Annotated in this window: 19 protein-coding genes; all 19 read right to left on the bottom strand. The window is 42.4% G+C overall.

Going from position 1 to position 24,207, the window contains the following annotated elements:
• Window positions 1-693: histidine kinase dimerization/phospho-acceptor domain-containing protein (locus Q7J41_RS10815; protein ID WP_304887955.1), on the bottom strand; the 693-nt coding region annotated here is incomplete at its 3' end.
• A gap of 293 nt (window positions 694-986) precedes the next feature.
• Window positions 987-2,519: an ABC-F family ATP-binding cassette domain-containing protein gene (locus Q7J41_RS10810; RefSeq protein WP_304887953.1), complete on the bottom strand. Its 1,533-nt coding sequence runs from the start codon at window positions 2,517-2,519 to the stop codon at window positions 987-989.
• 383 nt (window positions 2,520-2,902) lie between these two features.
• Window positions 2,903-4,798: a molecular chaperone HtpG gene (gene htpG / locus Q7J41_RS10805; protein ID WP_304887951.1), complete on the bottom strand. Its 1,896-nt coding sequence runs from the start codon at window positions 4,796-4,798 to the stop codon at window positions 2,903-2,905.
• A 223-nt stretch (window positions 4,799-5,021) separates the two neighbouring features.
• Window positions 5,022-6,257 (bottom strand): LL-diaminopimelate aminotransferase, encoded by a 1,236-nt coding sequence (locus Q7J41_RS10800; protein WP_304887949.1) that lies wholly within the window; start codon window positions 6,255-6,257, stop codon window positions 5,022-5,024.
• Between the two features lie 38 nt (window positions 6,258-6,295).
• Window positions 6,296-7,549, bottom strand: a complete 1,254-nt coding sequence (locus tag Q7J41_RS10795) for a diaminopimelate decarboxylase (protein ID WP_304887947.1) — start codon at window positions 7,547-7,549, stop codon at window positions 6,296-6,298.
• A gap of 2 nt (window positions 7,550-7,551) precedes the next feature.
• Window positions 7,552-8,247, bottom strand: a complete 696-nt coding sequence (locus Q7J41_RS10790) for a TrmB family transcriptional regulator (RefSeq protein WP_304887945.1) — start codon at window positions 8,245-8,247, stop codon at window positions 7,552-7,554.
• A gap of 215 nt (window positions 8,248-8,462) precedes the next feature.
• On the bottom strand, window positions 8,463-8,882 hold the full coding sequence (locus Q7J41_RS10785; protein WP_304887943.1) for an MORN repeat-containing protein: 420 nt from the start codon (window positions 8,880-8,882) through the stop codon (window positions 8,463-8,465).
• A gap of 157 nt (window positions 8,883-9,039) precedes the next feature.
• On the bottom strand, window positions 9,040-9,384 hold the full coding sequence (locus tag Q7J41_RS10780; protein ID WP_304887941.1) for a branched-chain amino acid transporter permease: 345 nt from the start codon (window positions 9,382-9,384) through the stop codon (window positions 9,040-9,042).
• Window positions 9,374-10,126 (bottom strand): AzlC family ABC transporter permease, encoded by a 753-nt coding sequence (locus tag Q7J41_RS10775; RefSeq protein WP_304887939.1) that lies wholly within the window; start codon window positions 10,124-10,126, stop codon window positions 9,374-9,376. Before Q7J41_RS10775 ends, Q7J41_RS10780 begins: the two co-directional genes overlap by 11 nt.
• A 102-nt stretch (window positions 10,127-10,228) precedes the next feature.
• A complete protein-coding gene (locus Q7J41_RS10770) occupies window positions 10,229-11,614 on the bottom strand; it encodes a PLP-dependent aminotransferase family protein (RefSeq protein WP_304887937.1) in 1,386 nt (461 codons plus the stop codon).
• Window positions 11,615-11,768: 154 nt separating this feature from the next.
• Window positions 11,769-12,884: a two-component system response regulator gene (locus Q7J41_RS10765; protein WP_304887936.1), complete on the bottom strand. Its 1,116-nt coding sequence runs from the start codon at window positions 12,882-12,884 to the stop codon at window positions 11,769-11,771.
• 2 nt (window positions 12,885-12,886) lie between these two features.
• The gene (locus Q7J41_RS10760) at window positions 12,887-15,973 is read right to left on the bottom strand and encodes a response regulator (RefSeq protein WP_304887934.1); all 3,087 of its coding nucleotides are present in this window, start codon (window positions 15,971-15,973) and stop codon (window positions 12,887-12,889) included.
• A 21-nt stretch (window positions 15,974-15,994) separates the two neighbouring features.
• Window positions 15,995-16,582, bottom strand: a complete 588-nt coding sequence (locus Q7J41_RS10755) for a SpoIIE family protein phosphatase (protein ID WP_304887932.1) — start codon at window positions 16,580-16,582, stop codon at window positions 15,995-15,997.
• Window positions 16,569-17,045: an anti-sigma regulatory factor gene (locus tag Q7J41_RS10750; RefSeq protein ID WP_304887930.1), complete on the bottom strand. Its 477-nt coding sequence runs from the start codon at window positions 17,043-17,045 to the stop codon at window positions 16,569-16,571. Before Q7J41_RS10750 ends, Q7J41_RS10755 begins: the two co-directional genes overlap by 14 nt.
• A gap of 24 nt (window positions 17,046-17,069) precedes the next feature.
• Complete coding sequence (locus Q7J41_RS10745; protein WP_304887929.1) at window positions 17,070-17,426, bottom strand: STAS domain-containing protein; 357 nt, start codon at window positions 17,424-17,426, stop codon at window positions 17,070-17,072.
• Window positions 17,427-17,459: 33 nt separating this feature from the next.
• The gene (locus Q7J41_RS10740) at window positions 17,460-18,263 is read right to left on the bottom strand and encodes an STAS domain-containing protein (protein ID WP_304887927.1); all 804 of its coding nucleotides are present in this window, start codon (window positions 18,261-18,263) and stop codon (window positions 17,460-17,462) included.
• Window positions 18,264-18,323: 60 nt separating this feature from the next.
• Window positions 18,324-19,994, bottom strand: coding sequence for an MBL fold metallo-hydrolase RNA specificity domain-containing protein (locus Q7J41_RS10735; protein ID WP_304887925.1), 1,671 nt, complete (start codon window positions 19,992-19,994; stop codon window positions 18,324-18,326).
• A gap of 238 nt (window positions 19,995-20,232) precedes the next feature.
• The gene (locus Q7J41_RS10730; protein WP_304887923.1) at window positions 20,233-21,552 is read right to left on the bottom strand and encodes an ATP-binding protein; all 1,320 of its coding nucleotides are present in this window, start codon (window positions 21,550-21,552) and stop codon (window positions 20,233-20,235) included.
• Window positions 21,553-21,624: 72 nt separating this feature from the next.
• Window positions 21,625-23,955 carry a methyl-accepting chemotaxis protein gene (locus Q7J41_RS10725; RefSeq protein ID WP_304887920.1) on the bottom strand — a complete coding sequence of 777 codons (2,331 nt, stop codon included), beginning with the start codon at window positions 23,953-23,955 and terminating at the stop codon, window positions 21,625-21,627.
• Between the last annotated feature and the right edge of the window lie 252 nt (window positions 23,956-24,207).

The following is a 24,207-nucleotide window of genomic DNA, read 5'->3' as shown; positions in this document are numbered from 1 at the left end:
TGCGCTTGCGGCGTAAGGCCTCATCGCATCTTCTACGGTTGCATAGAGATCAAAGGGAACAATTTCAAGGTCAATCTCGTTGGTCTCCATTTTTGACATATCCAGAATATCATTGATGACATTGCTTAACAAAATCGAGGATAGCTTCATATTTTTTATAAATAGCTGTTGTTTTGAGGTTAGCTCAGTGTTCTCCAGTAATTGTATAAATCCCAGAATGCCATTCATCGGCGTTCGTATTTCATGGGATATATTGGCCAGAAACTGATGCTTAATGTTATTTGCAGTATCCACCTGCTCTTTAGCTTTCACAAGAGCGGTTTCATTTAACTTCTTTTGGGTGATATCCCTGCCGGCCGCGTAAATATATTCCCCAGAAAGATGAGCGTCCCATTCGATGTATCGGTAAGTATTGTCTTTTGAACGATATCGATTAACAAAATTCATTATTTCTTTCGTACTTATAAGTTGTTCAATCGCAAAACGTGTAGCTTCTAAATCATGGTGATGAACAAAATCAAGATATGCTTTGTTGTTCAATTCCTGCGGCAAATATCCAAGTATGGTTAGAAAGCCATTATTATTTTTCACAAAAGCACCATTTCGATCCACGATACAGATAAGGTCGAGATTTAAAGAAAATAAACCATCGATAGCCTCAGTATCGCACTTCACTTCATTTGACTTTTCCATTGTTCATCATTCCTTTCTTCATTTAAGGTACCAATGCTTCCTGTCCATCGTGATTATTTATTGCCCAAAATGAACCAGTTCGAATCATCATATTGCCAATATCCGGTGCGTTTTAGTTTCCTCTGTTTTGCAATGATGATGATCCTAGGCTAAATTTTTATCAATTTTTAAGTCAATCGAAACCATCCAGATAAACAACGCCCCGATCTGATTCGAGCCGATTCAACTTTCTTGAACTATCATTATACATGTTGTTCTTTATTGAAGATACCCCTGATTATCTCTTTATCACATCAACCCTCAATATTGATAATGTGCTCGGCCCAGTCTTCATAAAAAGAAGCTTCATGCGAAACCAGAATCAGACTTCCGGTCCATTTGATCAGCTCTTTTTTCAACACCTCTTTGGCATCGGCATCGAGATGGTTTGTCGGTTCATCCAAAATTAGAAAATTCGCCTGAGTCAGCATTAGAATGCAAATTTTCACCTTGGCTTGTTCCCCACCACTGAGGGTAGCTACCCCTTGAAGCATGCTTTTGGCTTTTAAACCACATTGGGCCAGATAACGCCGCAACTGACTCTGGGAGAGCTTGGGATAGACTTCTGATACCACCTGGATCGGTGTCATGCTGGGGTTACCCCAATTGAGATCCTGCTCGAAATAAGCGATTTTGATGTTATCAGCAAACTTGAATTTTCCGGAAATAGCAGGAATCTGTTTGATCAGGGTTTTCAGCAGGGTTGATTTTCCGATCCCATTGAAGCCGGTGATCACAGTTTTTTGACCCGACTCGATTTTAAAATTCATTTTCGACAGCAGCGGATAATCATAACCGATCTCCAGATCTTTGACACTTAAGGAGCGCTGGGCGGAAATGTGCGTGGCGGTTAAACGAAAATTGGGTTTTGGCACCAGTTCTGGAGGCGGAATCCTGTCGATGCGATCCAATTGTTTCTGCCGGCTCTTGGCCATACTGGCCGTGGATGCCCGGGCCTTGTTTTTGGAAATATAATCTTCATACTTCTTGATCTCTTTTTTCTGAGCTTCAAATTCCCGGATATAACTTTCCCGACGCAACCCTTTTAAAGTAATGAACTTGGTAATATTGCCGCTGTATTTTTTGATAGTAGAAAACTCAATGTCGCAGATACAAGTGGTGATCTTGTCAAGAAAATCAAAATCATGGGAGATCACCAGAAAAGTTCCCTCATAAGTTTTTAGATAGTCGGTGAGCCAATCCACATGTTCCTTATCGAGAAAGTTAGTCGGTTCATCCAAGAGCAACACGTTGGGTTCTTCCAGCAGTAGCTTGGCCAGAATCACCTTTGCCCGCTGTCCGCCACTAAGTTGTCCCAGTAGGCTGTCCATCCCCAATGCCGTAATCCCCAGACCGTCAGCAATCTTTAAGATCCGGCTTTCCAGTTCATAAAACCCGGAATTCTCCAGCAGACTCTGCAGATCCGAAGCCCGGTTCATAGCTTTTTCACTGCAATTACTGCCCATGTCTTCATAAATTTTGGTGAGCTGAGCTTCTGTTTCATAAAGCTCATAAAACGAGGTTTTCAGATAGTCAAATACGGTCACATCTTGATCCATTTTAGCATGCTGATCCAGATACCCGACCTTGATTCCTTTTTGCCAGCGGATCTCCCCGCCATCGGGAATAAGTTCTCCGATTAGGGTATTTAAAAGGGTTGTCTTCCCGGTTCCGTTGCGCCCGACAATTCCCATGTGCTCGCCTTTGAATAATTCGAAGGAAGCCTCCTGATATAAAATTTTATCACCAAACGAATGTGATAGATTAATTACGTCCAATAGTCCCATTATCATTTCTCCTGTATGTTAGAATTTTTAACAAAAATAAAACAGAGAGCCATTTTATACTGACTCTCTGTCATTATAAAAGGCCATAACGAACATTGCGTTATGGCCTGAAAACTTTCCTGCTGGTTACCGGTTTAAGCGCACTAAAATAAAGTATAGCAGTGCTATACCATAAAAACGCTTAGACCGACGAGAATAAAAGTTTTAGTTTATCTTTAGGCTCTAAACAATGTCTCATCGTATCTCTCATTGCCAGAGCTGCTTCAATGGTTAAAATCATCTTGTTACACCTTCTGCTATTAGTTTATCAAAACAGACTGAACTTGTCAATTGGCATTAAAAAACCAGCACTAATCCTTTAAGGATGGTGCTGGTTTTTGTTGTTACATCAGTTTGCTGATGTTTTTGGTAAAGGCGACTACGTCGTCAAGTGGCAATCCGGCAATTAGTCGGGCCTGATTGTAAAGCAGCTCGGTATAGAGCGCAAACTGGTCATCATTTGCTTCGTAGAAGCTTCGCAGTTTTTCATAAACCGGATGGTTTTTGTTGATTTCCAATACTTTTTGCGCTTTGACATCACCGCCCTGAGGCATGGTGTTCAGGGTCATTTCCATTTCAATGGACAGATCCCCTTCAGTGGAAAGATAAGCAACGTCATCTTTCAGATGAGCCGTGGTTTTTACTTTCACTACCTCTTCCCCGATCAGGTCTTTCATTTTTGCCAGCAGTTTTTCATCCACTTCAGATGTTTCTGCGGCCTCATCGGCGGCATTTTCTTCCGGTGCTTCCAATCCCAGATTCTGGCTCGAAACTGAACGGAATTCTTTATCCTGATAGTGTTTTAAGGTCTGAGTTACAAATTCATCAATAGTTTCGGTTAAATAGAGGATCTCATAATCTTTGTTTTTAATAATGGAAACCTGGGGCAGTTTTTCCAGCTGACTGACCGATGAACCGGTGGCGTAATAAATGTATTTCTGATCTTCCGGCATCCGTTCCACATATTCTTTAAGGGTGACCATCTTGCCTTCTTTGGATGAATAAAAGAGCAGGAAGTCCTGGAGTTTATCCTTATCCTGTCCCCATTTATCGTAGGTTCCGACCTTGATCTGATTGCCAAAGGCTTTAAAGAATTTTTCATAGGTTTCGCGGTCATTTTCCAGCATTTTTTTGAGTTCTTCGGAAATTCGGGTATCGATTTTTCGACTGATCAGTCGTAGTTGCCGATCCTGCTGAAGCATTTCCCGGGAAATATTCAATGAAATATCTTCGGAATCCACTACTCCTTTAACAAAACTGAAGTAGTCCGGCAACAGCTCACTGCATTTTTCCATAATCAGAACGCCATTGGAATAGAGCTCCAGCCCCTTTTCGTAGTCTCTGGTGTAATAATCAAAGGGGGCCTGACCGGGGATATAAAGAATCGCTTTGTAGCTCATCGCCCCTTCAATACTCAGGTGGACATGAGCCAGCGGGGCATCAAAACCGAGCCGTTTGTCGTGATAGAAGTTGTTATAATCCTCATCGGTCAGCTCGTTTTTATTTTTTCGCCAGATCGGGATCATTGAATTCAGAACATCATCAGCCAGATAGGTTTCGTATTCGGGATTTTCACTGTCCTTGGTTTCTTCTTTAATCCGGCTCTTTTCATCCACCATCTTGATCGGATAACGGATAAAATTGGAATAATGCTCGACCAGGTGGCGGATGCGATAGGGTTCCAGATAGTCGTCAAAGTTATTATCTTCGGTATTTTCTTTGAGATGGAGGGTGATTTTTGAACCATGGGTGGTGCGGGTGCCGGGTTCAATGGTATATCCGTCGGCGCCTTCTGAAACCCATAAAAACGAAGCCTCATCATCAAAGGCTTTGGTTTCCACTTCGACCTTGTCAGATACCATAAAGGCCGAATAGAAGCCAACGCCAAATTGGCCAATGATATCAAAATCTTCTTCCATTTCCTGATCGTTTTTAAAGTCGCTGGAACCGCTTTTGGCAATGGTTCCCAGGTTATCTTCCAGTTCCGCTGCGGTCATCCCGATCCCGGTATCTTCGATCGTCAGGGTTCGGTTATCCTTGTTGGGGTGAATGCGGATGTAGTAGTCATCCTTATTAAAGGTTTTATCTTTGTCTGTTAATGTTTTGTAGTAAACCTTGTCGATGGCATCGGATGCATTTGAAATCAATTCTCTTAAAAATATTTCTTTGTTGGTGTAAATTGAATTGATCATCAAATCCATAAGACGCTTGGATTCTGATTTAAACTGCTTTTTTTCCATAACATACCTCTTCTTCATCTTGTTTATTGTTAGCACTCTTTCTTTAAGAGTGCTAACAATATTGTAAGTAACTTTATTAAAAGTGTCAACCCTTTTAATGATTTTTTAAGGCTGACGAATCACGATCTATTTTTCGTATAACCAGATGAAAAGACTAAAAACAAATCTTCCTAAAAAACAAAATGCCCGGACAATCGATATTGCCGGGCATTCCTTTTCAGTCTTACAGTTTAAATTCGGTGGTAAATCGGCGGATTGCTTCTTCGGTATTTTCTTTGCTGCCGAAGGCGGTGAGTCGGAAATAACCTTCGCCGCTGGGACCGAAGCCTACCCCTGGTGTTCCGACAATGTTGACCTCATTGAGGAGTTTGTCAAAGAATGTCCAGGAATCCATGCCGGCCGGTGTTTTAAGCCAAATATAAGGAGCATTGACGCCGCCGAAAACTTCAATGCCAGTACTGGCAACTCCTTCACGGATCATTTTGGCGTTATTCATATAATACTCCACCAGGGCTTTGATCTGCGCTTGACCAGCTTCAGTATAAACGGCCTCCGCTCCTTTTTGGATAATATAAGGAACACCGTTGAATTTGGTACAGTGTCTACGGTTCCACAGCTTATTTATTTCGACCGATTCCCCCACTTCGGTATAGCCCATCACTTGTTTGGGCACGACCACGTAGGAGCAACGGGTTCCGGTGAAGCCGGCATTTTTAGAGAAACTGCGAAATTCGATGGCTACCTCTTTGGCACCGTCAATTTCGTAGATGCTGTGGGGTACATCGTCTTCCTGAATATAGGCTTCGTAGGCAGCATCATATAAAATAATGGCCTGGTTGGCTTTGGCATAGTCCACCCATTTTTTCAGTTCGGTTTTATTGATGGTGGTTCCGGTCGGGTTATTTGGGAAACACAGATAAATCAGATCCACCTTTTCAGTTGGCAATTGTGGCACAAAGCCGTTTTCGGCGGTGCAGGGAATATAGACCATGTCGCTCCACTTACCGTCGGCACCTAGTGTTCCGCTACGGCCAGCCATAACGTTGCTGTCGACATACACCGGATAAACGGGATCAGTGATGGCGATTTTGGTATTCTGGCTGAATATTTCCTGAAAATTGGCAGTATCGCTTTTGGAACCGTCACTGACAAAAATCTCGTCAATAGCCAGATCGACTCCCCGGGTTTTAAAATCGAACTCGACGATTTTTTCCAGTAAAAAATCGTAGCCTTGTTCCGGGCCATAGCCCTTAAATGTTTTTTCGTCGGCCATTTCGTCAACGGCGGTATGCAGGCCGGTGATGACTGCTTCGGGCAGCGGTTTGGTCACGTCACCGATCCCCAATCGGATAATGTTAGCCTCGGGATTGGCGGTCTTATAAGCTTCCACCCGTCTCGCTATTTCTGAAAAAAGGTAAGAACCAGGTAATTTGAGATAATTTTCATTAATTAATGCCATTTTATTTTTTTCCTTTCGTTTTGTATTGTTTAGATCTATTATTTAGTCCACTTGGAAAAATCCAGGGTGGCAAAGTAGTCGGCCGGGGTTTCGGCGCGACGGATCAGTTCGGTACTACCGTCTTCTTTTAACAGCACTTCGGCAGAACGCAGCTTGCCGTTGTAGTTGTAGCCCATGGCAAAACCGTGGGCACCGGTGTCGTGGAGAACAACCAGATCTCCGATATCGATTTTAGGAAGTGGTCTGTCGATGGCAAACTTATCATTATTTTCGCATAACCCCCCGGTGACATCATAGACATGATCCAGTGGGGCATCTTCCTTACCCATCACAGTGATATGGTGATAAGCACCATACATGGCCGGGCGCATCAGGTTGGCCGCACAGGCGTCAAGACCGATGTATTCTTTGTGGGTGTGTTTTTCATGCAGGGCGGTGGTGACCAGATGACCAAATGGTCCCAAGACAAAGCGACCCAGTTCAGTGTAGATGGCAATATCGCCCATTCCGGCTGGGACCAGAATTTCTTCGAAGGCTTTTTGAACACCCCGGCCGACTTCATAAATATCGGTGGGCTGCTGATCGGGCAGGTAGGGAATCCCGACACCACCGGACAAATTGATAAAGGCAATATGAGCGCCGGTTTCCTGATTCAGCTCCACGGCGGTCTGGAAAAGAATCCGTGCCAGAGCCGGATAATATTCATTGGCAATGGTATTACTGGCTAAAAAGGCATGGATCCCAAAATGCTTGACGCCTTTGCTTTTTAAGATCCTAAATCCTTCGGTCATTTGTTCCCGGGTGAACCCGTATTTGGCCACCTGGGGGGTATCCATAATGGCATTGTCGATAACAAAATCACCACCGGGATTAAAGCGACAACTGATGGTTTCAGGCAGACCTGCGACCTCTTCCAGAAAGTCAATATGGGTGATATCATCCAGAGTAATCAGAGCGTCCAGTTTTCTGGCCAGAACAAAATCTTCTGTGGGCGTCACATTGGAGGTGAACATAATATCCGCACCGGTGAAACCAACGGTATCTGACATCATCAGTTCGGTATAGGATGAGCAGTCCACCCCACAGCCTTCTTCTTTTAAGATTTGCAGAATCGTTGGGTTAGGGGTTGCCTTGACAGCAAAGTATTCTTTATAACCCTTATTCCAGGAAAAAGCTTCCTGCAGATTTCGCACGTTTTCGCGGATCCCCTTTTCATCATAGAGATGGAAGGGGGTTGGGAATTCTTTGACTATCTCTTCTAATTTTTCTTTGTTTAAAAACGTCTTTTTCATATTTAGTTTCCTTTCGTCATTTCAATCAGCTTTATTTCATTTTTCATGGAGTCTTTAAACAAATCCACCAGATTTCGCTTGCGGGAATAAAGACAGGTGGAATGCTCGCCGTTACTCACATCGCCAGTCAGGACATTCGTTGAATCGGCAATCAGCCGAATCTGCTGGAGCGGTTGGTCAGCGATATGGATAGTGGCCCCTGCCAGCGTAAATGATCCATTGGTGATGATAACCATTTTAATATCACGATTAATCGCTGATTCAATATCCCCTAGCACGGTTTCCAGAATCTGAGCGGGCACTGAAATGTAGACCCGTTCCCGGGCTTCCAGAATCATGTTGCGCAGTTTGTTGAGAATATTGTTTTCACCTTTGATGGTGATATAGCCTTCCACCGCATCCCGTTTTGCGGGGATGGTAGCGATTAGATCCTGTTTGGCTTGCTGCAGTTTTCTGATCTTATTCTGGCAGAATTCGGCAATCGCCACTGGGGTGTAGCGGATGGTCGCTTCCTCAATCACATAAGCCCCGCCTTTTTCCACCAGGGACGCCAGCGATGTGTAGGCATTGGATCTTGAAATGCCAGTTGTCTTAGCCACCTCATAGCCATTTAGGTCACCTTCGGCAAGTAAGGTCAAATAAATAGCCGCCTCATGCCGGGTCAGTCCAAATTGTGTCAGTCGTTCAACGATATCCATAACCATCAGTCCTTATTTTTAATAATCTGTGAATTGTCGACCCGATCTGCCAGCGTAGCGGCTGTTTTTAAACCGCCACTGCTTCAGATCAGGCGCTTATTGATTTAGTGTTCCTACTTAGTAAGTCTACACTAGTTTTGATCTTCTGTCAAGAATGATTATAAAAAAACAGCATGAAAAATTCATACTGTTTTTTAAATCATTGCCCCTGTTATTTACGGGCCGACGTATTGATCGTTGGCAAAGGTTCCCACATAGGTGGTGCCGTCGGCCATGGTCAGGGTGCCTTTCCCATGCATCATGCCTTCTTTAAATTCGCCCGCATAGGTGTTTCCACTATCGGTCTTGGTGCCATAGCCGTCCAGCTTACCATATTTCCATTCCCCTTCGAATTTTGTTCCATCATACCCTATGGCAGTGCCCTTGCCATGGAGCTTGCCATCCTTCCATTCACCCTCATAGATTACATCCTCAGAGTAAGTGAACTTGCCATATCCATTGGGCACGCCATCTTTCCACTCACCAGTATAAATACCACCACCATAGCTCTGGGTGTGAACACAGCCGCTGACTGTCAATAACAGACTTGTCACCATTAATATCGCAAATAATTTCGATATCGTCTTCTTTTTCATCCGATCCCCCTGTATTGTTCGTGCATCCTTTTCATACGCCTCAGCTTTTAAAGAATTGTGGTCTTATTATACCGCATTAGTCACTGATAATAAATATTAAACCTACTAATCCGCGCAATTATTATTAAAACCATCTACGAAAAAGATTCTCTGATTATCAGCAGCCTGTCATAAACAGGGTACGGGTCAACACCATATAAAGTCCGGTTCCGGCGCTGATGCTGAGAAAAACATTTTTTCTGAGCCGATGAACAATGATCACCACGGCGACGCTTAACAGCTCCGGCAAGCCAAAGGGATAGGCGGTCAATCCGATATTTCGCAGACAGAACACCACCAGAATAATCATAATGGCAGCTGGTAAAACTGTTCCCAGATAACTTATCGTATCTGGCAGTTCTTTTTTACCACCAAAAAACAAAAATGGCAAAGATCTTGTCAGAATAGTAACCAGCGCCACAACAAGTAGAGCTTCCAGCGTGTTGATCCAATTAATACTCATAACTGATTTCCTCCGCTTGCTCTGTTAAACCCGCTTCCAATTCTAGACCACGGTTCTTTTTTTGATCGTTAAGCCATCGGGATCTTACCACGATTAACACGAGGACGCTGACAGCCAGGGCTGGCAGGATAAACTGACTGGGTCCCAGGATAAAGTAAAAGGCCAATGCGCTGATCAGCCCGGTGATTGCTGGCAGATGGGAATCCATGGACTGCCATTGATTCATGCAGACGGTAATAAAAAAAGCTGTGGCTGAAAATTCAATACCGGCCAGATCATAGGGTATCAGCTGTCCAAACAGGGCTCCGGCCAAACAGCTTAAAATCCAGACCAGATGAAGAATCAGGGTGATATAAAAATCGGTCTTCCTGACATCCACTTCATCCGGATAGTCGATGCTGCAAAAAATAGAATAGACCTCATCGGTAAGAGTCACGATCATATAGGGATATTTCCGTCCCATTTTTTTGAATTTCTCAATGAAGGCGATACCGTAAAAAATATGTCGGGCATTAACAAAAAAGGTCATTACGGCAATGGTACCAAGCGAGGCCCCGGCAGTAAGCAGCGAAACCAAAACAATCTGCATCGACCCGGCATAAATAAAAATGCCGGATAAAAATGACCAACCTGCTGTATAGCCAGCCTCATCCATTAAAACTCCAAAAGCGATGCCAATAAACAAATAGGGGAAAAAAACGGGTATCGCTTGTTTGAAGGCAAAAACAAAACTTTTCATCATCAGACACTCCCTTCACGCTCGGTTATATATGAGCTTTATTTTAACACGCAAAAATACGCCATACAATAGTTTAAATGTATGGCGTACAAATTAGCCTGAATTTCACAAATGATCGAGGAGGTTTTTCAAGATTATCAGTCCCTGTTCCAGTTCAGCTAGGGTTTCCGGGGCACAAACTGATATCCGAACGGCCCGGCTGGGCAAACTATTTCCGACCGTAAAGCGCTCGGCGCCGTAAACTCGAACCCCTTTTTCCATGGCCAGCACTTCAAAAGCTGATCCGCTAATCGTTCCCGGTAGCTCCAGCCAACGAAATATTCCGGTTTCATCGCCGTGGCAGGAGTATTCCCGAAAGTAGCGGTTCACCAGCGCATTACGCTGGCTGGCATTCTGCTGGTGGCTCTTAATAAATTGATCCAGCTGTCCGGAAACGATGACCCGAGCCGCCAGCACTGCCATCAGTGGAGAAACTGATATATTCAGATTATACAGGGCTTTCGACACCGCCTTTCGATAGGCCTGGGGAACCGACAGATAGGCCATTCGCAAGCCGGGCGCCAGGGTTTTGGACATGCTGGCAATATAGATAGTATGGTTTGGTGCAAAAGATGCCATCGCCGGCCGGGTATTTTGACCAAGAAAATGGTAGGCGCCATCTTCGATGATAAAGATGTCCTGATCTTTGGCAATCTGAGCCAGCGCCTGACGACGATCCGAGGTCATTGTATGGGTGGTAGGATTGTGATTGTCTGGGATCAGGTATACCCCCTTGATATTTTCGTTTCGGCAAGCATCAAGCAGCGCTTCATCATCCATTTCCCCACCACGATGGCGGATCGGTGTCAGCTGAATGCCCAGCATCGAAGCGGTGGTTTTGAGACCGGAATAGGTATGGGGGTCAGCCCCGATTTTATCGCCATGACGACAAAGCCCGGCCAGAATGGCCGTGATGGCATTTTGGCCACCGTTGGAAAACAAAATGCTCTCTGAGCCCGGGCTGAATCCGCCTTTTTCCATCAGCTTCACCGCTGTATCTTTCAGCCAGATATTGGCGTTGGGGCGGCTGTAATTAAACAGCTTATCGGCATCGGCTTCATTGAGCATATCTTTCAAACAGCCAATTAATGGTCCAAAGGTGGCCGTATCCGGAAAAACCGCACCCAGCTCAATCAGATTCCGGGGCTTATCATCCGGCAGCAGGTAGGCATTTGCCAGCGCATCAAAAGATACAAAGGTGCCGCTGCCCACGGTTGCACTGAGGAGCCCTTTTAACTCGCAGACCTTACAGGCTTTGGACACAGTGCTCACATTAATATCCAGAAAATCTGCCAGTTCCCGCTGCGGCGGTAGCTTTGTCCCCGGTAACAGATTGCCCTTTTTGATATCCTGCTCCAATTGACGAGCCAGCGAAAGATATAAGGGTTTAATCTGATGGTTCAGCGTTGGTTTCCAGGACATCGGATAATCTTCAAATGAGTTTACTGGCATGGTTGTCGCCTCCTTGTACCTTATTCTGTCTGGTGAAATGGCTTTAGTAATCGATCAAAACAGACTTAACCATCAACACCTCCGTAATTATCTGATATCATTTTATCTAAAAGACCTGTCGGCGTCAAGCCAACAGGTCTTTTAGATAACAACTCTACACTTCATTTAATGTCACTCGTTCCTCATCACAATCGGCATATTTTATCGCAATCTGCCGGAATTCTTCATTAACATCTTCAAAAGCATCGACCATCAGCGGATCAAAATGAATACCCCGGCCTTCTTTAATGATCATTACCGCCTGCCGGTGCGTAAATGGCTGTTTATAAATCCGCTTACTGATAAGTGCATCATACACATCGGCAATTGCCATGATTCTTCCAGCTATGGGGATATCATCGCCAGACAAACCATCCGGATAGCCTGTCCCATTCCATTTTTCCTGATGGCTTTTTGAAATCTCCATGGCGTGTTTTAGAAATGAATTTTCGCCAAGCTTTAATGACGCAATTCGAAGAGCATTATAACCAATCAACGTGTGTTTTTTCATTTCTTCAAATTCCTTAACGGTCAACTTACCTGGTTTCAGAAGAATTTCGTCCCGAATACCAATTTTTCCGATGTCATGGAGTGGCGCCGACTCGTAAAATATTTTGATGACTTCCTCATTCAGGATATTTTTATATTTTTCAAAGGTACTTAGTTTTTCTGCCAGAATTTTTACATAATTCTTTGTGCGATAAATATGTCCCCCCGTATCCGGATCTCGATATTCAGCCAGTGAAGCTAGCGCTTCAATGGTAATTTCCTGAGTCAGGCAAAGTTCTTCGGTTCGTTCAATAACCCGTTGCTCAAGTATTTCATTCTGTATAGCTAATTCCTTTTTTGCAATCGTGATATACAGATGGGTCTGTACTCGTGCTTTTACTTCCAGTATTTCAAATGGTTTTGTAATATAATCGACAGCCCCAGCTTCAAAACCCTTTGTTTTACTTTCGATGTCAGTCATCGCGGTCAGGAAAATAATTGGGATCTCTTTAGATTTGGGATTCTTTTTAAGTTTTTCGCAAACTTCATAGCCACTCAATCCTGGCATCATGATATCAAGTAAGATTAAATCAGGAATCTCCATTTCTATCATTTCGAGGGCTGCTTCCCCATCCATTGCGACTGACAGTTCATAGTCATCTCCAAGTGCGCCAACTAAAATGTCAATATTCATTTCTGTATCATCGACGATTAAAATATTATAATCTGACAATTTCTTCATAATCAAACCTCACTTAATTTGATCAATAGGGAATTTACGCATTCAGCGGCTTCTTTATATCGATATTTGGAAACAAGTCGATAGATCTCAGCGACTTCAATTTTGTTTTCATCTGGCCATAAGAATTTACAATAAGCTTCAAGAACATCCAGACATTTTTTGGGTTTCCGTGTTTGAATCCCCGGCATAAGTTCTTCTAAAAAACGCACCAGTTCAACCTTCGAGTAAACAGTATCGTAGTCGTCAAGGGGGTTTTTTTCTTTTGTCAACGCCGTTTCCAATGATTCAGTCAGCTTTTTTAACTGAACACTTAAATTTTTTATGAGCGGTCTTAATGTATCCTTACTGGGTTGTTCACGGATTGCGGTCTCAAGAATTGTTGCCGTTCGTCTTATTTCCATTGCCCCAATATTCCCAGATATCCCTTTTAATGTATGAACAAGCCTTTCAGCGGTGGTATAATCTCCATTACTAACTGCCTGATCCAGGTCTGTAATGATACTCTGTTGTCCAGCAATAAATTTTCTTAGCATATTTAGATACGATTTTTTCTTGCCAAGTACCCGCTGCAAACCCAATTCAACGTCCAGACCACTGATTCTGATGTTTAATTCCGCTTCTGGAAAAATCTCATCATCAGTATCAATGATATGATCTTCTGAACCATCGGTATTTGTCGTCGGCGGTATCCAATGTGTCAGCATTTCAAACAAATGATTCGGCTCGATCGGTTTAGGCAAATGATCATTCATTCCGGCGGCAATACAACGTTCGCGATCACCGGCCATTGCATTGGCAGTCATCGCAATAATTCGCAGTTCCGCAAATCGACTATCTGAACGAATCCGCCTGGTCGCTTCAAGCCCATCCAATACCGGCATCTGCATGTCCATCAGCACCAGATCATATTCATTTTCAGCCACCATTTCCACGGCAATCTGACCATTTTCTGCCACATCTACAATCAACCCGCCCTCTTTAAGTAGTTCAAGTGCAACCATCTGGTTCAATTCATTATCTTCCACCAACAAAATTTTAGCCCGGGAAATTGCCTGCAAATTTTTTCTTTGACCGGCCGCTACCACTTCTTTTTTTTCGACGGTCTCATTCGGTTGGCTTTTTCCAAGAATTCTAATCATCGTTTCATACAGTACCCAAAGATTAACCGGTTTAACCATAACCAGTTCAAATCCCGCCCGATCCGCTTTACTAAATACTTCTTCTCTTCCAAAAGCGGTAACCATCACATATTTGGGTGGGCTTTTCAGTTTAATTTGACTTAACCGTTCGACCGTTTGGATGCCATTTAAATTTGGCATCTGCATATCAACAAAGACAATTTCGTAGGGATCTTGCCGCAGATCTTCCATTTGAACCATTTCAATGGCACTCTCACCAGACCCTGTTTCATCCACCCGAATTCTCATGGAATTTAACATCGCCGAGAGGATCATTCGTGCCTGATTATTATCATCGACTACTAATACATGTAAATTTTCCAACCCTTCATTTGAGATAATTGATTGCTCCGTTTTACCAGAGACCCGAAAGTGGGTCGTAAACCAAAAATTACTGCCTTTACCATATTCTGATTCCACACCAACTTCACCGCCCATTAATTCCGCCAGATCTTTAGAAATAGCCAGTCCCAGTCCCGTTCCACCGTATTTTCTTGTGGTAGAAGTATCAGCTTGTTGGAAAGACTGGAATAATTTAGACTTTTGATCTGTTGTCAAGCCGATTCCGGTATCCTGAACTTCAAATTTAAGCAAGAATCCTTGGGTTAATGCTTCTTCTTTCCTTATTCCGACAATAATTTCACCTTGTTCCGTGAATTTTATGGCATTGTTGACATAGTTAATCAGGATTTGTCCAATTCGCAGCGGATCGCCACATAGTTCGTTCGGAACATTCGGATTAACATCAAAGACAAGTTCCAAACCTTTTGACATACATTTTTCACTAATACAATTGGACAAATTATCCAGGACTTCATATAATTTAAAGTCAATGCATTCAATATCCAGTTTCCCTGCCTCGATTTTTGAAAAGTCCAGGATATCATTAATAACACCCAACAAATGTTGTCCCGACAGCCGTATTTTTCCAAGATAGTCTTTTTGCTTTTCGGTCAAAACCGTTTTTTCCATCAAATAACTCATTCCCAGTATGGCATTCATGGGTGTTCGTATTTCATGGCTCATATTTGCTAAAAAATCGGATTTTGACTTGGCGGCCTCTTCAGCGGTTTTTTTTGCTTCATAGAGCTCTTCTTCCATGATTTTTCGTTCGGTGATATCTGTAGAAATACTACAAAGTCCGATAATATCATCCTTCTGTTTCATTGGTACCTTTGTGGATAAATAGGTTTTTGTATTTTCTTCCAGATTAGAATGCTCTTCGATTATCTGAATTTTCTTTGATTTAATAACATTGAGATCATTTTCTTCATATGCTTCGCCAAGACCTGGTCTGAATATGTCCTTAGCTGTCTTACCGATACAGGCTTCCCGCTCAATACCCGTTACCGCTTCCCATTGTTTATTAATATATGTATATTTTCCATTAAGATCTTTTGCATAAACAGCTGCCTGTAAATTTTCCAGAACTGATTCGATAAACTCTCGGCTACTTGCCAATTCTTTGTTCTTTTCCTCAATTTCTTTGAGTAATTCTGCTCTTGTCGGCGACTCGATTTCAATACGGATTTCTTCGACAAGGGTATCACAAAAGTCTGGTTCGACTGTTATGAAAGGAAAAAAGACATTAGCCAAGTATTTTCCATCAGGCTTTTCCTGAATTTCAAATAGATTTACATATTTTTCAGCACAATTCAATCTAAGCGGTACCTCAAGATTATCATATGCGATATTAATTCCTTCTTTATCCTGGCTTTTTATGACTGAAATGATGCAGTCAACTGTATTTGTTTCATCAAGCAACTGCCGAATCATTTCCGATAAAACTGCTTCAATTCGGGCTGCCTTAATTTCGGTACATCCTAATTTTAAAGCAACATGTCTTGCTTTTTTTCTTGCTTCGATCAAAGCAATATTACTATCGACCCTAGTATGACCCAATTCGATCATTGTTTTACCTCGATTCCGCCTTTATTTAATATACTTCAACGCTATACAGCAAGCATCATCAGTTTTTTTGCCAAATTCTTTAAGAACATCCCTTACAATTGATTCCGTCTCGCCAGTAAATAATTGCAAATGATCAAGCAAATTAAAGTGCTCTTTAATGCCATCAGAATAGAGAATCAGCAGATCTCGATCAGAAAATTCACATTCTCGAATAACTGGACTAATGCTTCCAAATCCTACGATTCCATCTTTTGAAAGCATCCGATGTTGATTGGCGCCGATTACTCTTCCGGTGACATTTCCAATTCCTGTATATTGAAGTTTCTCAGTCGGTATATCCAGACGACACATTAGAACAACCCCGCCTCTACTGCCATATAAATGTTTATGGAGACCGTTCATGACATCAACGAGGTTGCGTTGATAATTGGCTTCAAGATATTCTTCTGCATTAACTGCAATACTTCTTGCTAATTTACCATGACCTAGGATGTCAATCAAACAGACAAAGCATTTATTATCATATTCCCTGATGTAGCCCAGATCACCGCATTCTGAAATATCCCACAGCAGTGCTCGGAGTATCATTGCATATTCAATTTTCTTCATAATCTACCCATTTACGTGTCAGCACTCGTGTTCCTTTACCTGAAACCGATTCGATATAGAACTCGTCCATGATTCGCTGCACACTCGGAAGGCCTTGTCCCAAGCTATTTGCCTGTGAGCTGTAGTTTTCCTTTAGTGCCAGTTCAACATCATTGATGCCCGGTCCTTTGTCGCTTGCAAACAGTTCGATCCCATTGGCCTGGCTGACTTCATCGGTAACAATACTTACTTCAATCTGGCCGCTTCCAGCATACCGCAAAATATTTGTCGATAGTTCCGAAGCAGCTACGGCTATTAATACCTCATCAGTTAAACGAAAGCCAGCTTTTTTAGCGATACTACGAACAGAATACACCACATTTTCATTATCGTGGCTAAAAACGAGATCTATTTTTTTTGTTTCTCTGATCCTGACTCTTTCGTTAATTTCTTTTATTAATCGTACATCAGATATTTTCATCATCTTTAACCAGTGTTACCATTTGCTCTAATTGAGCAATGTTAAACCAATCTCAAGATTAACTGCCATTTTTATTCTTGTATTAATTGCAACATCCAAGTCAATCAGACCAAAAACTACCCCGGGACTTAAACCTACCCAGATTGTCTGAATCCCCATCAATGAAAAAACCCTCGTAATGTATTCAAAAGCCCGATATGTATAAGTATCCATAACAGTCACCATTGAAAAATTGAGGAGAACTCCATGAATATTTTTCTGATACGCTTTCTCGGTAATCATTTTTTCAATGTTTTGAATGCACGAATCAGTCATTTCTGCTGGAAGTGCCACGATCAGGTTATTTTTTATCACGGTTATGGATGTATTATAATCTTCTCCCATTACTTTCAACCTATTCCCATCAAAAATATTATTTCACTGCTTTTTCTTATTCACTTCCAGATTTAACATTAAAAATGCTTCTGTCAATGCATCACTGAGTGTTGCCCGGGTGTTGATCGCTTCCATATCAATGCCTAATTGGATGATTGTTTGCGCCACGGCAGGTGAAATTCCTGACAGAATACAATCACACCCCATCAGTTTAGTAGCTTTTGTTATTTTTATCAAATGATTGGCTACGGCAGTATCCACGGCTGCAACACCGTGAATATCCAAAATAATTACTTTTGCATAAGTTTCAGCGATTTTTGTCAGCATGCTTTCCATCATATGTTGAGCTCTCATTGAGTCAACAACACCAACAACTGGCAATACCATAACACCTTCCCATAATTTAATTGTCGGTGTCGACATTTCCCTGATTGTATGGTTCTGTTCTTTGAGACGATTCTCATATAGGACCCGCTCAGTAATGTCCAGAACAAATTCAAGGCCACCGATGATCTTCCCGCTATCATCAACTAGGGGTACTGCTGAAAATTCTAAAGGAATCGTTTGCCCCCCTAAGGTTGCTTCGGTTCGTGATGAATAGGTCTTCCCTGATCTCATTGCTTTTAGCATGGCACAATCATCGGTACCGCACTGATCGGTACAAATTATATCTTTACAGGCAATTCCAATAATATCCTCTGATCTATTTTTTAGTAATTTTTTACCTGCCTCATTCATATATGTCACTATCAGCTCTTTATTTACTGCCATGACCGGAGTTGGAATCTGGTCAAGAATCTGAGCCTTTAATTTGTCATCTGCTTCCTGAAACTTTTTGTTCATCATACCCTCCTGAGTATTATCCATTATTTATTAGTTTACAAAAATGATCATTTACCCGATTATTCAATCCACATTCTCATCTTGTTGCAAATCTTTTTCGCCGACTACTGATTTAATTTTCGTCAGGGTCTTTTCAAAGTCACTAGAAAGATTAGAAATGTCATCGATCTCGTCAAGTGAGAATATTTCATTTGTTATTCTGCCTGGTTTGGATAAAAGTGTGTCCAGCTCGTCATACATATCTTGAAAATTGGTTTTTATCTGGAGCAGTTGTTTTTTTGCATCAATCTGGCTTTTTATCCCATCACAAACGACTTTTTCTTCATCACCAAGAACATATTCGGATACATCTTCCACGACTATACAATCATAACCGAGAATATTTTTGACTGTTTCAGCAAATTTTTTTTTAGGTTCTTCTTCGCCGTGTACCAGAAAGATCTTCTTTGGTTTTTCTGTAAACCCGGACAGCCACTTCAACAGATCGTTTTTATCGGCATGCGCAGAGAAACCCTCGAGAAAATAGATTTCCGCATTCACACGGATCCGTTCCCGCAGGATCCGGACATATTTTTCGCCGCTGGTAATCGCCCGCCCAGTCGTGCCCTCCGCCTGGTAGCCGGCAAAAACAATGCTGGATTTCGGTTTCCAGAGGTAGTGTTTGAGATGATGCTGAACCCGTCCAGCGTCAGCCATGCCGCTGGACGAAATAATGACCTTGGGAGATGGATTATCGTTTAATGCCTTGGATTGCTCAATACTCTTGGTGAAATTCAGATTTCTGAAATAGAAAAGCTCGTCCCCTTTTTTGATCCGTTCCTTGATATAGTCATTAAAATAATGGGCATTTTTGCGGAAAATTTCGGTAGCGTCGGTAGCCAGAGGACTGTCAACATAAACCTTAACCTTATCAAGCTGATTCTGATAGAGTTCGTGGTTATCATAAAACACTTCCAGCACATGGATCAGATCCTGGGTTCGACCCAAGGCAAAAGCAGGTGCCACCACGGTGCCGCCCCGAGCAACGGTTTTAAAAATGATGTCAAGGAAACGCTTCCCGCTTTCCTGTTGGGATTCATGGACACGATCTCCATAGGTCGTTTCCATAATCAGATAATCGGCCGCTGCAATCATAGTCGGATCATTGAGCATCCGCTGATTGGCCGCCCCGATATCGCCTGAGTAAACAAGCTTGGTTGTTTTTCCGCCATCTTCAGCCCAAATTTCAATGATTGCTGCCCCCAATATATGCCCTGCTTCATTGAGCCGAATCTTGATCCGGGGACTGATCTCAAAAGTTTGACCATATGCCACCGGAAAGAAATATTGGGCGCAGCGAGCGGCATCTTCCTGGGTGTAAAGCGGATGAATCTGTCGCTGTCCAGAACGGGTCGTACGTTTGTTGATCCATTTAGCGTCCATTTCGTGAATATTGCCGCTGTCCTGAAGCATGATGTCGGCTATCTCAGCGGTTGCCCCGGTGCAATAAATATTTCCTTTGAATCCCTGTTTAACAAGCAAAGGGATACGTCCGCAATGATCTATATGAGCATGACTTAAAATCATAAAATCAATTTCTGCCGGATTGAAATCAAACTCCTGATCGTTTAATTCTTCCAGGGCTTCACTGCCCTGAAACAAACCGCAGTCCAGGAGGAATTTACAGTGATCAGTAGTCACCAGATGGCAGGAACCAGTGACGGATAGTGCCGCTCCTAAAAATTTAATTTTCATTTTCTTTCTCCTGTTCTTTTCATATTCTATTAAAACAATCCCCAATTTTTCAAGTTGCGCAGTTTTTTGTATGCCAACCATGGATTTTCATCTTTTATCATTTAACCCTTTATTTATTTATATCCAACTTACTAAAATTTACGCAGATTAGACCGATAAAAATACACCTGGGACTAAAATAAGTCCCAGGTGTCATGGTTTTTCTGACATGATCTTGTGTAAAATAACATTTGTTGATTTAATTATCCGCTGAACCGACAGAAAGCAAATGATAGATGAATTGCTGGGCAGTTCGACCTGAAATCCCACCATGTTGCAGTTCCCATTTATTAGCTTCCCGATAAAGTTCTTCCTCCGACAGGCTCAAACCTTCTCGCCTGGCCAGCTCAGCAACAATTCCGAAATATTGTTTTTGACTGGGTCGTTCGTAAAAAATACTGACCCCAAAGCGATTTACCAGGGACAGCTTTTCCTGCATGGTGTCTGATCGATGGATGTCTCCATTTGCTTCTATATCATTTCGGTCGTTCCAGGTTTCCCGAATCAGGTGGCGGCGGTTTGAAGTGGCATAAATCAAAATGTTATCCGGTTTTGTTTCCACGCCACCTTCGATTACAGCTTTCAGAAACTTGTATTCAATCTCAAATTCCTCAAAAGAAAGATCATCCATATAGATAATAAACCGATAGTTCCGATTTTTTATCTGGGCAATGACATTTGATAAGTCCCGAAATTGATGTTTGTAGATTTCAATCATCCGCAGCCCCTGATGATAGAATTCGTTGACGATGGCTTTTATACTGGTAGACTTACCGGTACCGCTGTCTCCGAACAGCAACACATTGTTGGCTTTTCGCCCTTCGACAAAGGCTTTGGTGTTTTCGACAAGTTTTTGTTTCTGATTTTCGTAACCAACCAGATCCGCCAGCATGACCTTATCCATGTTATTGATGGGATTAAAGATAACTCCGGTATTATCGGCTTTGGGAATAATCCGGAAGGCTTTGTTCAATCCAAACATACCCACTCCGTATTCTCCATAGAACTGCGTGATTTCATCGAAAAATAGTTGTTCGTTTGCGGCAGCTGCTAATTTAAGACTCAGCGATTTTACTTTTTCACTGACGTTCTGGTTGTACATAAATTCCGGTTTTTTGATGGCCTGGTAATTTGAAACCCGGGTGAAACAATCAATTCCCAATGCTGATTCCAATTCGGTGAAATTAAAATCAAAGAGATCTTTAAAAACCTTGCAGTCGTTTTGAGCAAAAAAGTTAACACTTCCTTCTTTTTTCCCCACCTTTTCACAGGTTAAACTGAATGGATTTTCATTGGTTATCAGTAAAAAGGTCAGGTAATGATGCCAGAGGTTTCGATCAAACCCAAAATCAGTGGCAATTTCCAACAGTGACTTTAACTGGTGATAACTTTCGGCAATCAGTTCTTCCTTGGTATCCGTGCCTTTATAAAAACGTTCATAGAGCTGACCCATCTGCTTCAGCAGACTCTCGTGATTTGAGTCGGTAAAAAGTATCAGTTTTGCGATTAATCGATTCATGATGATCTTCCTTCTAAAAAAGCCACCTCATTACAAGGTGGTCTTTTTAATCATTTATTTTGACTACTTGAATTATCTCAGCTGGAACTGGTCGATCATCTGTTTTAATAAAATTGATTGACCCGAAAGTTCTTCACTGGCAGCAGCGCTCTCTTCAGCAGTTGCTGAGTTCTGCTGAACAACTTGAGCAACCTGCTCAACACCCATATTAATCTGTGCGATGCCAGTGGCCTGTTCATTAGATGCGGTGGCAATGTTGCCGATTAAATCATTAACCTTGGCAATTCCGCCGACGATTTCATCCAGGGCGCTGGCAGTTTCATCGGCAATTTTTGTGCCGACCGCAACCTTGCTGATGGATCCTTCAATTAAGCCGGTTGTTTCTTTGGCCGCATCAGCACTACGGGCGGCCAGGGTACGGACTTCTTCCGCCACTACGGCAAAGCCTTTACCATGCTGTCCAGCCCGGGCGGCTTCCACGGCAGCGTTAAGAGCCAGAATATTGGTCTGGAAAGCGATATCGTCAATAACTTTGATAATCTTGGAGATATCTTCGGACGACTTGTTGATTTCCACCATCGACTGCTGCATCTCAGTCATCTGTTGGTTTCCTTTATCAGCATTAGCCATCACATCCGTAGCCAGTTCTCTGGCTTTGTTTGCATTGACGGCGTTGTTCTTCGTCTGGTCGGCAATCTCGGTAATCGATGCGGTCAGTTCCTGAATAGAGCTGGCCTGTTCAGTCGACCCCTGAGCAAGCGCCTGACTGCTGTCGGACACCTGATTTGCCCCGGCGTTAACCTGTTCGGAGGCATGATTGATATCTCCTAATAGCGAGTTCAAGGTGGCAATAATGGTATTAAGAGCGTCAGAAATCGCATTGAAATCGCCTCCGAAAGCACTGACATTTTCCAGATTAAGATTCCCATTACTGATTTCTCTGGTAACGGTAGAGATTTCTGTCACAATCGTTTTGAAGTTGCTGCCCATCTCATTGACAGCCTGTTTCAAGACATCAAAACTACCCTGGTAATAGCCATCAACTGTCGCATCAAGATTGCCGTTGGCGATCGCAGCCATCACATTTGCGACCTCTTCCATCGGTCTTGCCATGACCCCAAGAATACCATTCATGCCACTGATAAGTTCCTGCCAGGAGCCACTGAATTTGGTTTCATCAGCCCGGACATCCAAATCTCCCTGCATGGCTGCTGTTGTCAAGATGATAGCATCGCCAACGAGTCTATCGATGGAATCTTTTACTTCTCGTAAATTTGTTTCTATTGCTCTGAACTGCTCAAAAACTTCGCTGGTATACCCGCCAGGTTCCTGAATATTCAAATCAAAATCCAGATTTCCTGCTGATAGGCGTCTTAAATTATCAGCCAGTCGATTAATCTCAGCCTCCGAATAATTGTTAACACTCATAACCGGTGTTGTATCATGAGACACATCCACATAACCAATCTTTTCACCTTGCTGATTGATCAGATTCATTGTGTCCATCCGATAATATCGATCCCTGAATTCAAAGCTATGTTCAGAATAACCAAGCTCATTCAGTCGATCCCCACCAGCCTTTAATGCTTTGACACCACAATCTTCGGTGTGACACATTTCCAGATTACATGAGTTACAGGGCACCCCACGAATTTCTTCCCGTTGGTTAGCAGTGCCGGTCATTTTCATCAGATCTTCAAGAATTTTATTAACAAAAACCATATTCATGTCTTTGTCGATTGTTGTAATTCGGTAAGGGAGCGCATCCAGAATGGATAAATAGTATTCCATGTTTGAGGAGACCGCCGCCATGGCTTGATTTGCCTGCACCAAAGCTTTTTTATAATCACCGGTCATGTTTTTTTCAATATTTTTATCAAAATACTCTTTTTTCTCGACCAATTCCGGCATCATGACAAGATAGTCGAGGAGTTTTTTCATCGATTTTTGAGCTGTAACTAAATTATTCCCCAGCAGGTCTTTATCCGATAGCGGGATGATAGTCTTTGACAGATCTCCATCTGCCAGTTTTTGTGCAATTTCTGACTGAGTCTTACTGTTATCCGCCAGTAATGAAAGTGCATAAGCGATTTCTCCCACCTGATCCTGAGGTTTATCAGATCTTAACCCAACTTCAATGTCACCATCCGCCAACCGGTTAGCGGCCTCTGCCAGACTAGTTATTCTGTGCGAAGTTTCCTTCATTCCGAGCATAATCACACCGACAATAACCGCTAAACCGATTACATAAATCAGTATCAAACTGTTCTGAATCCCTGCGAACTGATCGACATTCTGACTTGTTACCATCATTGCAATACCTGCTATCGCACTAAATATTAAGGCTACTGGTAAAACAACAGTCATCAGGATCTTTGACAACAAACTCTTCTCATGTTTCATTCTTTTTCTCCTTCTAATTTTATATCAATGCAACATAAACTTTTTTTATTTTTATACCCCACTTTTTATCAAATAACTATAATACGCCCTTCGAAAAAAGGGCGCCGTTAAGTTTAACAACATTGCTGTATTTAATTGAAACATTTTAGTCATGATCAACATTATACCTGATTTTTTTCAAAACCTCAATTTTTATTTAACTTTTGTTAAATACTTCTGTTTTGGATACTATTACATTATCGTCATCAACAA

The organism is Acetobacterium sp. (assembly GCF_030652775.1).
Classification (GTDB): Bacteria; Bacillota; Clostridia; order Eubacteriales; family Eubacteriaceae; genus Acetobacterium.
Note: the sequence above shows the minus strand (reverse complement) of the source record. Positions and strands in the feature narration are given on the sequence as shown.